The following is a 13,653-nucleotide window of genomic DNA, read 5'->3' as shown; positions in this document are numbered from 1 at the left end:
GGGCGGCGGGCGGCGCGGTGGCGGGACGGGCGGCGGCGGGCGGCGCGGGGGCGCGGCGCGGGGGGAGGCCGGTGGGGCGCGCCCGCGATATGCCCGCGCCGGCGCCCGGATGCGCGCGCGGCGTCCGCAGCGGCACGCCCAGGATCGGGGTGTCCGGGTCGACCGGCGGCGCGGCCTTGGCGGCGGCGCCCGGGGGCGCCGCGGGGCGCGGCGGGGGCGCGGCGTGCGGACCCCGGGCGGGGCGGGGCGGGGGGCTGTGTGCGATGTGTGTCTGTTCCGCTTCGGTGCTCACCTGCACCCCCTCGCACCCTCGGAAGACGTGTTCACCTGGTCGCACCCGGCCGCGCGCCCTCCCGTCGGCCTTTCGGGCAGGCGGGACGGTATGCGGACATCACGCCGCTGACCTGCCGGTCGTGGTGTGCGCGACACTCTACGGGTCGCCGGGCGCCATCCGCACCGGCCGCCCTCTACCCGGTGGTAACGGCCGTCTGGCAAGCTTCGCCCATGTCCGCGCATCCCGCTGCCCTCTCCGCCGACCGCGCCCGGTACGACCGGGCCACCGCCCATCTCGAGGCGCCGCTGGCGATCGTCGATCTGCGGGCCTTCGACGACAACGCCCGGGGTCTGGTGCGGCGGGCGAACGGCAAGCCGATCCGGGTGGCGAGCAAGTCGGTGCGGTGCCGCGCGCTGTTGGACCGGGCGCTGGCCAAGGAGGGCTTCGCCGGGGTCATGAGCTTCACGCTCGCCGAGTCGCTGTGGCTGGCGCGCGAGGGGTACGAGGACGTCCTGCTCGCCTATCCGTCCGCCGACCGGGAGGGGTTCGCGACGCTGACCGGCGATCCCGAGCTCGCGGCCGCCGTGACGGTGATGGTGGACGACATGAGCCAGATCGAGCTGATCGAGAGTGTTCGCGCGGGCACCGAAGAGGTCCGGGTCTGTCTGGAGTTGGACACCTCCCTGCGGCTGCTCGGCGGCCGGGTGCGGATCGGCGCGCTGCGCTCGCCGCTGCGCGACCCGGCCCGGCTGGCGGAGCTGGCGGAGGCGGTCCAGCGCCGCCCGGGCTTCCGCGTGGTCGGGCTGATGGGCTACGAGGGCCATGTGGCGGGCGTGGGCGACTCGGTGGCCGGGCGGCCGCTGCGGTCCCGCGCGATCCGGCTGATGCAGTCCACCGCGCGCCGGGAGCTGGCCGGGCGCCGGGCGGCGGCGGTGCGGGCCGTGCGGGCGGTGGCGGACCTGGAGTTCGTGAACGGGGGCGGCACGGGCAGCGTGCAGCACACCGCCGCCGAGGACGCGGTGACCGAGATCGCCGCCGGGTCCGGGCTCTACCAGCCGCGGCTGTTCGACCACTACACGTCCTTCCGCGGCCGCCCGGCGGCCCTCTTCGCCCAGCCGGTGGTGCGCCGGCCGGGCGTGGGCGTGGTGACGGTGCTCGGCGGCGGCTATCCGGCCTCGGGCGCGGCGGGCCGGGACCGGCTGCCGGTGCCGTATCTGCCGCAGGGGCTGGCCTACGACCCGATGGAGGGCCCGGGCGAGGTGCAGACCCCGCTGCTGGGCTCGCCCGCGGACGACCTGCTGATCGGCGACAAGGTGTGGTTCCGGCACGCCAAGGCCGGGGAGCTGTGCGAGCGCTTCGAGGTGCTGCATCTGGTCGACGGCGACCGGGTGGTGGACTCGGTGCCCACCTACCGGGGCGAGGGCCGCACGTACCTGTGAGCTCGTACCCGTGAGTCCCTCCCCATGAGCGCGAACGCGGGCCGGACGGTACGCGCGGCCGCCGGGCTCAGACGGACTGGCCGTCGCCGTTGTCGCCGAGCGCCTTGATCCCCTTCACGATCTTGTCCATCTCGGACAGCGTCGGCGCCTTGTCGCTGACGTCGAAGCCGAAGCGCACCACGACCATGGTGTCGTGCAGGAGGGGGGACGGGAAGGCCACCGTCTGGACATAGCCGTCCGGGCCCTTCTCCGTGATCACCTTCCAGCGCACCAGGTAGCCCTTCTGCCCGGCGACGGTGACCGCCTCCGACTTGAGCTGCTTGTGCGAGGTGATCCCGCCGTACGACTCCCGCTTGTTCTGCGGGTTCGTGCCGTAGGAGCTCTCGGCGGCCTGCTCGATGTCCTCCTTGGCGATGCCCTTGGCGGTCTTGGCCTTGTAGCCCGCCGCCGGCATGGAGAAGACACCGCCGCGCAGGCACTGGCTGCCCGGGTCGTTGGGGCAGGGGTAGCGGTCCTCGGTGGTGATGCCCGCGCCGCCCGAGCTGCTGCGGGTCTCCTCCCAGCCGTCCGGGACCGGCAGGCCGATGCCGTTCAGGGCGTCCTCGGCGACGGTCGGGTCGTCGGTGGGCGCGGGGGCGCTGGGGGTCTCGGAGGGGCCGGTCGGCGAGGCGCCGTCGCCGCCGCCGAAGCCGCCCCCGTCGCCGCTTCCGCCGTCGTCCCCGTCCGGAGCGGGCGCGGTGGCGGTCGGCCGGGGCTTGGCCCGGTCGCCGCCGTCTCCGGACCCGCCGTCGTCGCCCAGCAGCGCGACGCCGCCCGCGATGGCGGCGGCCACGACGGCCGCCACGACGACGGCCGCCGCGATCTTCGGGCCGCGGCCCCGCCCCGCCGGGCCGCCGGGCTCCCCCGGCGGGTAGACGGGTACGGGCGGGCCGAACGTCTGGCTCGTCGGCCCCGGGGCCTCACGGGTGTGCTCGGTCCAGGCGAACCCGTCCCACCAGCGTTCGGGGGCGGGGCCGGGGCCGGTGTAGCCGGGGTCCGGGTACCAGCCCGGGGGTGTCGTCATGCTCACGGCGTCACCTTATGACCACACGTCGCCCCCGTACACCGCACCTGCCTGGCCGGCCCCCGCCCGCCCGGTCACACCGGGGTGACGTACGCCCCCGCGATACCGCCGTCCACGAGGAACTCCGCCGCGTTGACGAAGGAGGAGTCGTCGCTGGCGAGGAAGGCGACCGCGGCCGCGATCTCCTCCGGCTCGGCGAAGCGCCCCACCGGCACGTGCACCAGGCGGCGGGCGGCGCGCTCGGGGTCCTTGGCGAACAGCTCCTTCAGCAGCGGGGTGTTGACCGGCCCGGGGCACAGCGCGTTGACCCGGATGCCCTCGCGGGCGAACTGCACGCCCAGCTCGCGCGACATGGCCAGCACCCCGCCCTTGGACGCCGTGTAGCTGATCTGTGAGGTCGCGGCGCCCATGACGGCCACGAAGGAGGCCGTGTTGATGATCGACCCCCTGCCCTGCCGCTGCATGTAGGGGAGCGCGGCCTTGCAGCACAGGTAGACGGAGGTGAGGTTGACCTCCTGGACCCGCTTCCAGGCGTCCAGCCCGGTGATGAGGATCGAGTCGTCGTCGGGCGGCGAGATGCCCGCGTTGTTGAAGGCGATGTCGACCGAGCCATAGGTCTCGTACGCGGTCTTGAACAGCGCCTCGACCTGCTCGGGGTCGGTGACGTCCACCCGGACGTACAGCCCGCCGACCTCGTCGGCGGCGGCCTTGCCCGCGCTCTCGTCGATGTCGGCGCACACGACCCGCGCGCCCTCGGCGGCCAGGCGGCGCGCGGTGGCCAGGCCGATGCCGCTGCCCGCGCCGGTGATGACGGCGGTACGGCCCACCAGGCGGCGGCACACCGGGGCCTCGGGGGTGTTGGGGGTCTCGGTCATGTCACTGCTCCTCGGTGCTGATGAAGACGTTCTTGGTCTCGGTGAAGGCGGCCAGCGCGCCGGGGCCCAGCTCCCGCCCGAGCCCGGACTGCTTGTAGCCCCCGAACGGGGTCCAGTAGCGCACGCTGCTGTGCGAGTTGACGGACAGGTTCCCGGCGGCCACGGCCCGCGAGACGCGCACCGCGCGGCCCACGTCGCGGGTCCAGATGGAGCCGGACAGGCCGTACTCGGTGGCGTTGGCCAGACGGACGGCGTCGGCCTCGTCCTCGAAGGGCAGCACGACGGCGACCGGGCCGAAGATCTCCTCCACGGCGGCGCGGTGGGTGGGCCCGACGCCCTCCAGGACGGTGGCCGGGTACCAGAAGCCCTTGCCCGCCGGGGCCTCGCCGCGGATCGCGACGCGCGCGTCCTCGGTGACGTAGGACCGCACGCGCTCGCGCTGGGCGGCGGAGATCAGCGGGCCCATGGCGGTGTCCGGCTCGGCCGGGTCGCCCACCACGACGGACCGCACGGCCGGCTCCAGCAGCTCCATGAACCGGTCGTAGACGCCGCGCTGGACCAGGATGCGGCTGCGGGCGCAGCAGTCCTGGCCGGTGTTGTCCAGGAACGAGCCGGGTGCCGAGCGCGCGGCGAGCTCGATGTCGGCGTCGGCGAAGACGATGTTGGGGCTCTTGCCGCCGAGTTCGAGGGTCACGCGCTTCACGCCCGCCGCGCACTTGGCCATGATCCGCTTGCCGACGGCCGTGGACCCGGTGAAGACCACCTTGGCCACGCCGGGGTGCTCGACCAGCGCCTCGCCCGCGACCGGGCCGGCCCCGGGCAGCACCTGGAAGAGGTCCTCGGGGAGCCCGGCCTCCAGGGCGAGTTCGGCCAGCCGGAGGGCGGTGAGCGGGGTGGTCTCGGCGGGCTTGAGGAGGACGGCGTTGCCGGCCGCGAGGGCGGGGGCGGTGCCCCAGGCGGCGATCGGCATGGGGAAGTTCCACGGCGCGATGACGGCGACGACGCCGAGCGGCTCCTGGAAGGTGACGTTCAGTCCGCCGGGGACGGGGATCTGGCTGCCGCCGAGCCGCTCCACTCCCCCGGCCGCGTACTCCAGCAGGTCGCGGACGTTGCCCGCTTCCCAGCGCGCGTTGCCGAGGGGGTGTCCGGCCTCGCGGACCTCCAGGAGGGCCAGCTCCTCGAGGTGGTCGTCGACGGCGGCGGCGAAGCGGCGCAGCAGCCGCGCCCGGTCGCCGGGCGCCAGGGCGGCCCAGCCGGCCTGGGCCCGGGCGGCCCGGGTGACGGCGGTGTCGACGTCGGCGGGGCCGGCGGCGGGGACGGTGGCGACGACCTCTTCGGTCGCCGGGTTGAGTACCTGGTGCTCGTGCGGGTGCTCGTTGCTCACGGGGTGGTTCCTCACATGCGCTCGAAGGACCGGAAGCGCTCCCAGTCCGTGACGGCGGTGTCGTAGGCCTCCTGCTCGACACGCGCCATGTTGAGGTAGTGCTCGACGACCTCCTCGCCGAAGGCGGCCCGCGCTATGGGGCTGGTCCGCCACAGCTCGGCGGCGTCGCGCAGGGTGGCCGGGACGTGTTCGGCGTCGCCGTTGTAGGCGTTTCCGGTGCACACCTCGGGAAGCTCCAGCTCCTCCTCGATCCCGTACAGTCCGGCCGCGACCATGCCGGCGACGGCGAGGTACGGGTTGACGTCGCCGCCGGGGAGGCGGTTCTCCAGCCGGTGGGAGGGGCCGTGGCCGATGACGCGCAGCGCGCAGGTGCGGTTGTCCGGGCCCCAGGCGACGGCGGTGGGCGCGAAGGAGCCGGGGCGGAAGCGCTTGTAGGAGTTGATGTTCGGCGCGTAGAGGAGGGTGAAGTCGCGCATCGCGGCGAGCTGTCCGGCGAGGAAGTGGCGCATCGTCTTGGACATGCCGTACGGGCCGTCGTCGTCGGCGAGCACGGGGGCGCCCGACTCGTCGCGGAGGGAGAGGTGGATGTGACACGAGTTGCCCTCGCGCTCGTCGTACTTGGCCATGAAGGTCAGCGCCATGCCCTCCTGGGCGGCGATCTCCTTGGCGCCGGTCTTGTAGACGGCGTGCTGGTCGCAGGTGGTCAGGGCGTCGTCGTAGCGGAAGGCGATCTCGTGCTGGCCGAGGTTGCACTCGCCCTTGGCCGACTCGACGGTCATCCCGGCCGCGCCCATCTCGTTGCGGATGCGGCGCAGCAGGGGCTCGACGCGTCCGGTGCCGAGGACGGAGTAGTCGATGTTGTACTGGTTGGCGGGGGTCAGCCCGCGGTAGCCGGCGCCCCAGGCCTGCTCGTAGGTGTCCTTGAAGACCATGAACTCCAGCTCGGTGCCCGCGTAGGCGGTCCAGCCGCGCTCGGCGAGCCGGTCGAGCTGGCGGCGCAGGATCTGGCGCGGGGAGGCGAGCACCGGCGAGCCGTCGTGCCAGGCCAGGTCGGCGGTGATGAGGGCGGTGCCGGGGTTCCAGGGGGTGCGGCGCAGGGTGGCGGTGTCGCCGTGCATGGCGAAGTCGCCGTAGCCGCGCTCCCAGGAGGACATGGCGTAGCCGTCGACGGTGTTCATGTCGGCGTCGACGGCGAGGAGGTAGTTGCACCCCTCGGTGCCGTGCTCCAGGGCGTCGTCGAGGAAGAATCGGGCCGCGAACCGCTTGCCCTGGAGTCTGCCCTGCATGTCGGTGAAGGCGAGGACGACGGTGTCGATCTCTCCGGTGTCGACGAGTCTCCTCAACTCGTCGACGGAGAGCGGGGGCGTGCGGTCAGCCACGGTGGTGCCTCCTGTCGGGTACGACTCGGTGCGGCGGGAGCCATAAGGTATTCCGGTAGACCATTGATTGGGAAGTGGGGGCGGAAGTTTCCATGAACGGCGACGGAAGCGGCGGCGGCGCCGCGGGCACCACCACGGACGGCGGCACGGGCCAAGCCGGGGGCGGCGGCGCGGGCGACCGGCTGGCTCCGGTGCTGCGGCCGGTGCGGGCCGGCAACGGCTTCGAGGAGGCGCTGGAGCAGATACTCCGGATCCTGCGTCTCGGCCTGGTCCCCGAGGGCGAGCGGCTCCCGGCCGAGCGGGAGCTGGCCGAGCGGCTGAGCATCAGCCGGGTGACGCTGCGCGAGGTGCTGAAGGTCCTGGCGGACCAGGGGCTGGTGGAGAGCCGGCGCGGCCGCTACGGCGGCACCTTCGTGCGGGCCCGCCCCGAACCGGACGCCGCCGGCGGGGACGCGCTGCTGCGCCGGGTCCGGGAGGTGGACGTCGAGGACACCCTGCGCTTCCGCGAGGTCCTGGAGGTGGGCGCGGCCGGGCTGTGCGCCGCCCACGGGCTGACCGCCGAGCAGGCCGACCGGCTGCGGGCCGCCCTCGACGCGACCCGGGACGCCCCGCTCGCCGACTACCGGCGGCTGGACACGCTGCTCCATCTGACGCTCGCCGAGCTGGCGGGCTCCCCGTCGCTCGCCGCCCAGTACGCGGCCGTCCGCGCCACCGTCAACGACCTGCTGGACCGCATCCCGCTGCTGGTGCGCAACCTGGAGCACTCACAGGCCCAGCACACGGCGCTGGTCGAGGCGGTGCTCGACGGGGACGCGGACGGGGCGCGCGAGGTGATGCGGGAGCACTGCGAGGGCACGGCGGCGCTGCTGCGCGGCTTCCTGACCGACGCGCGGGAGGGCACGCGCCCGGCGGATCGAACGACGGATTGACCCACGTTTTACGCAGAGGTCTTGCGCGGGGGCACCGACCGAGGCAAAGGTATGCGTCCAAACCATTGCCCTCGCCTCTCGTGTGGACCAGGAGCACCCATGGCCGACGGAACCGAGTCCCCGCGCATCTCCCCCAGCCCGCCCGGCGCCGCCGCCGGCGCCCCGCCGGGGAGCGGCCCCGCCTCCGGCGAGGACGCCTACCTGGAGCGCCGCACCCTGCGCCGGGGGAGCGCGGGCCCCCTGCTGCTGACCGGGCTCGGCGTCGCCTACGTCGTCTCCGGCGACTTCTCCGGCTGGAACTTCGGCCTGGCGGAAGGCGGCTTCGGCGGCCTGGCCATCGCCGCCGTGCTGATGGGTCTGATGTACACCTGCATGGTCTTCGCCCTCGCCGAGCTGGCTGCCATCCTGCCCACGGCGGGCGGCGGCTACGGCTTCGCCCGGCGCGCCCTGGGCACCTGGGGCGGCTTCCTGACCGGCACGGCCATCCTCATCGAGTACGTCCTGGCGCCCGCCGCGATCTCCATCTTCATCGGCGACTACGTCGAATCGCTCGGGCTCTTCGGCCTCGAGTCCGGCTGGCCCGTCTACCTGGCCTGCTTCGTCATCTTCATCGGCATCCACCTGTGGGGCGTCGGCGAGGCCCTGCGCTTCAGCCTGATCGTCACCGCCGTCGCCGTCGCCGCGCTCCTGATCTTCGCGTTCGGCGCCCTCACCGACTTCCACTCGGGCTCCCTCGACGACATCCCCGTGGACCACTCGGCCCTCGGCGCCAGCTCCTGGCTGCCGTTCGGGCTGCTCGGCATCTGGTCGGCGTTCCCCTTCGGCATGTGGTTCTTCCTCGGCGTGGAGGGCGTACCGCTCGCCGCCGAGGAGACCCGCGACCCGGCGCGTACCCTGCCGAAGGCCATGGCCTGGTCGGTGGGCATCCTGCTGGTGCTGGCCCTGCTCACCTTCCTCGCCGCGACCGGCGCGCGCGGCGCCCACGCGGTCCAGGGCGCGGGCAACCCCCTCGTCGAGGCGCTCCAGCCGGACGGCCACGCGACCACGCTGTCCCGCATCGTCAACTACGCGGGTCTGGCCGGCCTCGTCGCCTCCTTCTTCTCCCTCATCTACGCCGGCTCCCGGCAGCTGTTCGCCCTCTCCCGCGCCGGCTACCTGCCCCGCTTCCTCTCCCTCACCAGCCGCCGCAAGGCCCCCTACCTGGGCCTCCTGGTCCCCGGCGCGCTCGGCTTCGCCCTGGCCGCGGCCACCGGCGACGGCGCCCGGATGCTCAACGTCGCGGTCTTCGGCGCCACGATCTCCTACGCCCTGATGTCGCTCTCCCACATCGTGCTCCGCCGCCGCGAGCCCGGCCTGCACCGCCCCTACCGCACCCCGGGCGGGGTGCTGACCTCGTCCGTCGCCTTCGTCCTGGCCTGCTCCGCCCTGGTGGCCACCTTCCTGGTGGACAAGGACGCCGCCTTCATCGCGCTGGGCGTCTACGCCGTGGCCCTCGCCTACTTCGCCCTCTACAGCCGGCACCGTCTGGTGGCTGCGGCCCCCGAGGAGGAGTTCGCGGCGCTCGCGGAGGCGGAGGCGGAGCTGTCCCGCGACTGAGCTGTCCCGCGACTGAGACCACCCGGACCGGCGAAAGACCCGGTCGGCGAAAGATTGGACCCCCGTTGTCAAAGCCCCTCATCGGCGTCAGCACCTACCTGGAGTCATCCGTCCGCTGGGGCGTCTGGCACCAGTCCGCGGCCCTGCTCCCGGCCGGATACCACCGCCTCGTCCAGCGCGCGGGCGGCCTGGCCGCCCTGCTGCCCCCCGACGACGCCCCCACCTCGGCCGCCTCCGTGGTCTCCCGCCTCGACGCCCTGGTCATCGCGGGCGGCCCCGACGTCGAGCCCCTCCGCTACGGCGCCGAACCCCACGAACGCACGGGCCCGCCCGCGCGGGAACGGGACGCCTGGGAGCTGGCACTCATCGATGCGGCCCTGGCGGCGGGCCTGCCCCTGCTGGGCATCTGCCGTGGCATGCAACTCCTGAACGTCGCCCTCGGCGGCACGCTCGTCCAGCACCTGGAGGGCCACGTGGGCCCGCCGGGCGTCTTCGAACACCACGAGGTCAAGCCCGTCCCGGGCACCCTTTTGGCCCGGATCACGCCGGACGCGGTGTCCGTGCCGACGTACCACCACCAGGCGGTGGACCGCCTCGGCGAGGGGCTGGTGGTCTCGGCGCACGCGGCGGAGGACGGGACGGTGGAGGCGGTGGAGCTGCCGGGAGACACGGGCTTTGTGCTCGGGGTGCAGTGGCATCCCGAAGCCGGGGAAGATGTGCGGGTCATGAGGGCGCTGGTCGACGCGGCTGCCACAGCAAGGGACTGAACGTCCGGCACCTCGCCGATCCCCGGCTATGGGCGATCGGGCCCGCCGGAGCAGCTCCGGCGGGCCCGATCAGAAGAGAAGAGAGGACGCCGACTACGCCCAGAACACGGCCGAGTCTTCGTACTCGTAGGGGTGGCCGGACTTGCTGAGGTAAATCTTGATGGAGTAGCCCGCGCCCTCCGTCAAGTCGTGGCCATTCGAGGCACTGTGAGTGACACAGTTTCCGTTTCCGCCCACGGAAAACGCGTCGTAATAGTGGTAGCCAGAGACCTCCAGGTTGACCTTCCAACCGTCGGCCTCGATGTCGCACAGCTCCATGACGTCGCCGGCCGCCCTGAAGCGGACCCGGCCGCCCGGGTCGCCGTCGTTGGTGTGCAGCTGATTGTCCCAGGTAGCGGTGGTGGCCGCCCCGGCAGTGGGTGCGCCGAGCAGGGGCACACCCGCCGCGGCAACGGCCACGGCAAACGCGCTGAGGGTTTTGCGGAACTTCATGTCACTCCCCAAGAGGAAACAAAGCGAAGCAGTGTGCCCGGGGATGTGCACTTTCAACGCCTTTGCCATACACCGGAGTTGAGTGCGGCACATTTGCCTGCTGAGTGGTTGCCGCGAGGAATATAAGAGGCTGGCACAACCGTGGTCAACTCCTGGATGCGATGGTTGCGAGCACGGCCGGCCTCAGCGCTCCCCGCCCACCTCGGCGCCGGAGATCCGGGCGGTGGTGGCCGTGCCCTCCGGGCCGGTCGTCGTCGGCCGGAGGGTGCGGGAGATGCGCTGGGGGCGGAATGGGCGATCGGCCCGCCGGAGAGAGCTCCGACGGGCCGATCGGGAAAGAGAAAAGACGGAGACGAGGCGTCGGCTAGGCGATCCAGTCCGACGAGTCGTCGTAGTCCAGCGGGGTGCCGTCCTTGCTGAGGTAGATCTGGAAGTAGTAGTGCTGACCCTCGGTCAGGTTGTGACCGTTGGAGGCGCTGTGGGTGACGCAGTTGCCGTTGCCGCCCACGTCCATGCGGTCGACCACGTTGCCGGTGAAGCCGTGGACGATCGTCAGCTTGACCTTCCAGCCGTCCGCCTCGATGTCGCACAGCTCAACGACGTCGCCGTTCATCTTGAAGCGGACACGGCCGCCCGGGTCGCTGTCGTTGGTGTGCATCTGGTAGTCCCACCAGTCGGCGGCGCTGGCGGAGGGGGCGGTGAGCAGGGACGCTCCTGCCGCGGCGACGGCCACGGCGAACGCGCTGAGGGTCTTGCGGAACTTCATGTCACTTCCCAAGAAGAAACACAGCGAAGCAGTGTGCCCGGGGGCTCACGCCAACGCCCTGTTCCGACAGGGAGTTGAGCGCCGCACGTCTGCGTGCTGCGTGGTTGTCGCCGTGAATATAGGAGGAGGCAACAACGATGGTCAATGTGTAAAAGTCGTGGTGCCCACGTGATGCTCCGCACGTCGCGACGGCCTTGGCGCACCACCGACACCGCGCTGGAGCTGTTCGACACCGCCCTGTAACTCGCCCCTTCCCCCGTCCATTTGAGCGCCGGAGATCCGGGCGGCCTTGGCCGTCGTACCGCCCGGACCGAACGGGGCGGAGGGTCAGGAGTCGATCTGGTACGGGTCGCCGTACACCTTCCACTTCAGCGGGGGTTCGAGCCCGAGGTTGCCCTCGTTGAGGAACTTCCGCTGCTCGGTGTCCACCCGGCTGGTGTCGCTGTGCGCTTCCTCGCTCTGCATGGCCTTCTTGCGGGCGTCCAGGAAGGCGTGGAGGTACGTCTTCTCGTCGCCGCCCTGTGCCGGGGTCTTGGCCCGCGACATGGCGGTCTTGCGGATGCCGCCGAAGCTGTACTTGCTGTCGCCGGGGCCGTGCATGACGATCGCGTCGTAGTAGATGAACTGGCCCAGCGTGCCCAGCCCGTCGGCCTTGCCCCGGCTGACCGACGGGTTGAAGTAGACCCGGTCGCGCTCGTGTTCCTGGGCGTCCTGGAACGCCTTGTCCTTGGCGGCGGTCTTCCAGTCCTTGGTGAAGTCGGGGTCGAGACCGGCGTGCGAGTCGCTGCCGTTGACCTTGCGCAGCGCCGGCAGGTACTTGGCCAGTACGTTTCCGGGCTTGACCTGCGTGTAGTACTCGACGAGTTCGAGCATGTCGCCGGTGCCCGAGCAGAAGCCTATGATCCCGGCGGTGTAGCCGCGCCCGTCGTCTATGTCCTCGATGTACTTGAACTGCGCCCGCCAGTCCAGCGAGGAGTTCTCGGCGCTGGAGACCAGCTTCATGGCGATCTCCTTCTTGGCGGGATCGTCCAGGTTCTTCACCGCGGCCGCCCGGCGCTCCGCCTTTCCGGCCGCCTGCTTCCCGGCGTGGTTCGCGGCCTGGTGGGAGACCGGCGGCGTCTGGTCGGCGGCCTGGCCGATTCCGACGCCGATGAGGACGAGTGCCGCCGGGATGGCGACGGCGGCGGCCGCGAGGGCGATCCTCTTGGGCATGTGGATCTCCGTTCCTTGTCGACTGTGGGGGAGGCGCGCGCGGGTCGTCGTCACAGCGACGATCCGTTAGGAACCTTTCCTAACCATTCAACCGAGCATGCCATGCCCGCGACAAGAGCCGGGAACAAAGAAGCGAGGACAGGGGCCGCGCCGTCGAGGGCGCGGCCCCCGGGGACCCTACGCCTGGGGGACGGGGAGCGCGGCGCCGGGTCCCTCGGGCTGGTCGCCCGGGCCGCCGCCCGGAGTCGGTGCGCCCCGGCCCGGCGCCTGGGGCGTGACCGCGGCGGCGGCCACCGCGCCCGTCGCCGGCCGGGCCGCGATCGACCGCCACCACGGGTCCAGCGGCAGGCCGGCCGCCGGCTCGAAGGGGGCGCCGGGGCGCGGGACGGGCACCCGTGTGCCGGCCGCGCGCGCGGCGGTCACCGTGCCCTCGGCCGGCTCGTCCCACGGGTGGGGGGCGAGGTTGAAGGTGCCCCAGTGGATCGGGAGCATGATGCCCCGGCCGGGCTCGCCGCCCTGGAGGTCGGCGTGGGCCCGCACGCCCTCCTCGGGGAGCATGTGGATGTCGGGCCAGAACTCGCTGTAGGCACCGATCTGGATCATGGTCGCGTCGAAGGGGCCGTACGCCTCCCCGATGTCCGCGAAGCCGGGGAAGTATCCGGTGTCCCCGCTGTGGTAGACCCGGTGCTCCGGCCCGGCCACCACCCAGGAGGCCCACAGGGTGTGCTGGGTGTTGCGCAGGGCGCGGCCGCAGAAGTGGCGGGCCGGGGTGGCGGTGAGCCGCAGCCCGGCCACCTCCGTCGACTCGTGCCAGTCCAGCTCGGTCATCCGCCGCTCGGGCACTCCCCAGCGCTCCAGGTGCGCGCCGACACCCAGCGGCACCACGAAGTGCGTCTCCGTCCGCACCAGGGCCCGGATGGTCGGCATGTCCAGGTGGTCGTAGTGGTCGTGGGAGATCACCACCACGTCGACCGGTCCCAGGGCGCGCAGCGGCACCGGCACCGGGTGGACCCGCTTGGGGCCGGCGAAGGAGAAGGGCGAGCAGCGCTCGCCCCACACCGGGTCGAACAGCACCCGGCGCCCGTCGATCTCCGCCAGCACGGTCGAGTGCCCCATCCAGGTCAGCCGCAGCCCGGAGGCGGGCGGCACGGCGAGGTCGGCGACGGTGGTGGGGTGCACGGGCACGGGGGCGGCGGGGGCGCGGCGGACCCGGTCCTCCTTGCGGAAGTACGTGGGGAGGAACTTCAGCATGGAGCCGGACGGCGTGGTGCGGGCGCCCACCGGGTTCACGAACACGCCGCCCGAGAAGTTCGGCGACCGGCGGATGCGCTCCATCCGCTCCCCGGCCGGGTCCGCCCCGAAGGCGGCGGGGCGCAGGGCGGCGGCGAGCCGGGCGCGTTTGTGGCTGGAGCCGGTCACGGCACCTCCTGAGGAAGGGGCGGATCGCCCCGTACGGTCTGCGGTGTGGCAGCGCGGC

The 13,653-nt window shown here is 72.8% G+C and carries 12 protein-coding genes and 1 pseudogene; 4 read left to right on the top strand and 9 right to left on the bottom strand.

What is annotated here, in order from left to right; translation table 11 throughout:
- Nucleotides 1-292: pseudogene (locus ABFY07_RS39950) on the bottom strand (hypothetical protein); the annotation flags it as partial.
- Nucleotides 293-504: 212 nt separating this feature from the next.
- Here ABFY07_RS39950 and ABFY07_RS39945 point away from each other — a divergent pair.
- Nucleotides 505-1,713 carry an alanine racemase gene (locus tag ABFY07_RS39945; RefSeq protein ID WP_346179166.1) on the top strand — a complete coding sequence of 403 codons (1,209 nt, stop codon included), beginning with the start codon at nucleotides 505-507 and terminating at the stop codon, nucleotides 1,711-1,713.
- Between the two features lie 67 nt (nucleotides 1,714-1,780).
- Here ABFY07_RS39945 and ABFY07_RS39940 read toward each other — a convergent pair whose 3' ends face one another.
- The 4 genes from ABFY07_RS39940 to ABFY07_RS39925 all read right to left on the bottom strand — a co-directional run bounded on the left by ABFY07_RS39940 (nucleotide 1,781) and on the right by ABFY07_RS39925 (nucleotide 6,414).
- Nucleotides 1,781-2,776, bottom strand: a complete 996-nt coding sequence (locus tag ABFY07_RS39940; RefSeq protein WP_346179165.1) for a DUF2510 domain-containing protein — start codon at nucleotides 2,774-2,776, stop codon at nucleotides 1,781-1,783.
- Between the two features lie 74 nt (nucleotides 2,777-2,850).
- Complete coding sequence (locus ABFY07_RS39935) at nucleotides 2,851-3,651, bottom strand: 3-oxoacyl-ACP reductase (RefSeq protein WP_346179164.1); 801 nt, start codon at nucleotides 3,649-3,651, stop codon at nucleotides 2,851-2,853.
- A gap of 1 nt (nucleotide 3,652) precedes the next feature.
- Nucleotides 3,653-5,035 (bottom strand): aldehyde dehydrogenase family protein, encoded by a 1,383-nt coding sequence (locus ABFY07_RS39930; RefSeq protein ID WP_346179163.1) that lies wholly within the window; start codon nucleotides 5,033-5,035, stop codon nucleotides 3,653-3,655.
- 11 nt (nucleotides 5,036-5,046) lie between these two features.
- On the bottom strand, nucleotides 5,047-6,414 hold the full coding sequence (locus ABFY07_RS39925) for a glutamine synthetase family protein (protein ID WP_346179162.1): 1,368 nt from the start codon (nucleotides 6,412-6,414) through the stop codon (nucleotides 5,047-5,049).
- A 92-nt stretch (nucleotides 6,415-6,506) separates the two neighbouring features.
- On the opposite strand from ABFY07_RS39925, the gene ABFY07_RS39920 reads away from it, so the two are divergent.
- The 3 genes from ABFY07_RS39920 to ABFY07_RS39910 all read left to right on the top strand — a co-directional run bounded on the left by ABFY07_RS39920 (nucleotide 6,507) and on the right by ABFY07_RS39910 (nucleotide 9,706).
- On the top strand, nucleotides 6,507-7,343 hold the full coding sequence (locus ABFY07_RS39920) for a FadR/GntR family transcriptional regulator (RefSeq protein WP_346179161.1): 837 nt from the start codon (nucleotides 6,507-6,509) through the stop codon (nucleotides 7,341-7,343).
- Nucleotides 7,344-7,442: 99 nt separating this feature from the next.
- Nucleotides 7,443-8,939 carry an ethanolamine permease gene (gene eat, locus ABFY07_RS39915; protein WP_346179160.1) on the top strand — a complete coding sequence of 499 codons (1,497 nt, stop codon included), beginning with the start codon at nucleotides 7,443-7,445 and terminating at the stop codon, nucleotides 8,937-8,939.
- A gap of 65 nt (nucleotides 8,940-9,004) precedes the next feature.
- A complete protein-coding gene (locus tag ABFY07_RS39910; RefSeq protein WP_346179159.1) occupies nucleotides 9,005-9,706 on the top strand; it encodes a gamma-glutamyl-gamma-aminobutyrate hydrolase family protein in 702 nt (233 codons plus the stop codon).
- Between the two features lie 93 nt (nucleotides 9,707-9,799).
- On the opposite strand, the gene ABFY07_RS39905 is transcribed toward ABFY07_RS39910, so the two are convergent.
- The 4 genes from ABFY07_RS39905 to ABFY07_RS39890 all read right to left on the bottom strand — a co-directional run bounded on the left by ABFY07_RS39905 (nucleotide 9,800) and on the right by ABFY07_RS39890 (nucleotide 13,595).
- Nucleotides 9,800-10,198, bottom strand: coding sequence for a hypothetical protein (locus tag ABFY07_RS39905; RefSeq protein WP_346179158.1), 399 nt, complete (start codon nucleotides 10,196-10,198; stop codon nucleotides 9,800-9,802).
- Between the two features lie 364 nt (nucleotides 10,199-10,562).
- Entirely contained in the window at nucleotides 10,563-10,964 is a 402-nt protein-coding gene (locus ABFY07_RS39900; protein ID WP_065965945.1) for a hypothetical protein, read from the bottom strand.
- 327 nt (nucleotides 10,965-11,291) lie between these two features.
- Complete coding sequence (locus ABFY07_RS39895; RefSeq protein WP_346179157.1) at nucleotides 11,292-12,176, bottom strand: chitosanase; 885 nt, start codon at nucleotides 12,174-12,176, stop codon at nucleotides 11,292-11,294.
- A 177-nt stretch (nucleotides 12,177-12,353) separates the two neighbouring features.
- Complete coding sequence (locus ABFY07_RS39890; RefSeq protein WP_346179156.1) at nucleotides 12,354-13,595, bottom strand: MBL fold metallo-hydrolase; 1,242 nt, start codon at nucleotides 13,593-13,595, stop codon at nucleotides 12,354-12,356.
- Nucleotides 13,596-13,653 lie beyond the last annotated feature (58 nt).

Source organism: Streptomyces sparsogenes subsp. cuspidosporus (genome assembly GCF_039532705.1).
Taxonomy (GTDB): domain Bacteria; phylum Actinomycetota; class Actinomycetes; order Streptomycetales; family Streptomycetaceae; genus Streptomyces; species Streptomyces sparsogenes.
Note: the sequence above shows the minus strand (reverse complement) of the source record. Positions and strands in the feature narration are given on the sequence as shown.

What these genes read in the sequence shown, in the direction of transcription:
- ABFY07_RS39945 (WP_346179166.1), top strand. Translation starts at nt 505, where the DNA reads ATGTCCGCGCATCCCGCTGCCCTCTCCGCCGACCGCGCCCGGTACGAC.
- ABFY07_RS39940 (WP_346179165.1), bottom strand. Translation starts at nt 2,776, where the DNA reads ATGACGACACCCCCGGGCTGGTACCCGGACCCCGGCTACACCGGCCCC.
- ABFY07_RS39935 (WP_346179164.1), bottom strand. Translation starts at nt 3,651, where the DNA reads ATGACCGAGACCCCCAACACCCCCGAGGCCCCGGTGTGCCGCCGCCTG.
- ABFY07_RS39920 (WP_346179161.1), top strand. Translation starts at nt 6,507, where the DNA reads ATGAACGGCGACGGAAGCGGCGGCGGCGCCGCGGGCACCACCACGGAC.
- eat (WP_346179160.1), top strand. Translation starts at nt 7,443, where the DNA reads ATGGCCGACGGAACCGAGTCCCCGCGCATCTCCCCCAGCCCGCCCGGC.
- ABFY07_RS39905 (WP_346179158.1), bottom strand. Translation starts at nt 10,198, where the DNA reads ATGAAGTTCCGCAAAACCCTCAGCGCGTTTGCCGTGGCCGTTGCCGCG.
- ABFY07_RS39900 (WP_065965945.1), bottom strand. Translation starts at nt 10,964, where the DNA reads ATGAAGTTCCGCAAGACCCTCAGCGCGTTCGCCGTGGCCGTCGCCGCG.
- ABFY07_RS39895 (WP_346179157.1), bottom strand. Translation starts at nt 12,176, where the DNA reads ATGCCCAAGAGGATCGCCCTCGCGGCCGCCGCCGTCGCCATCCCGGCG.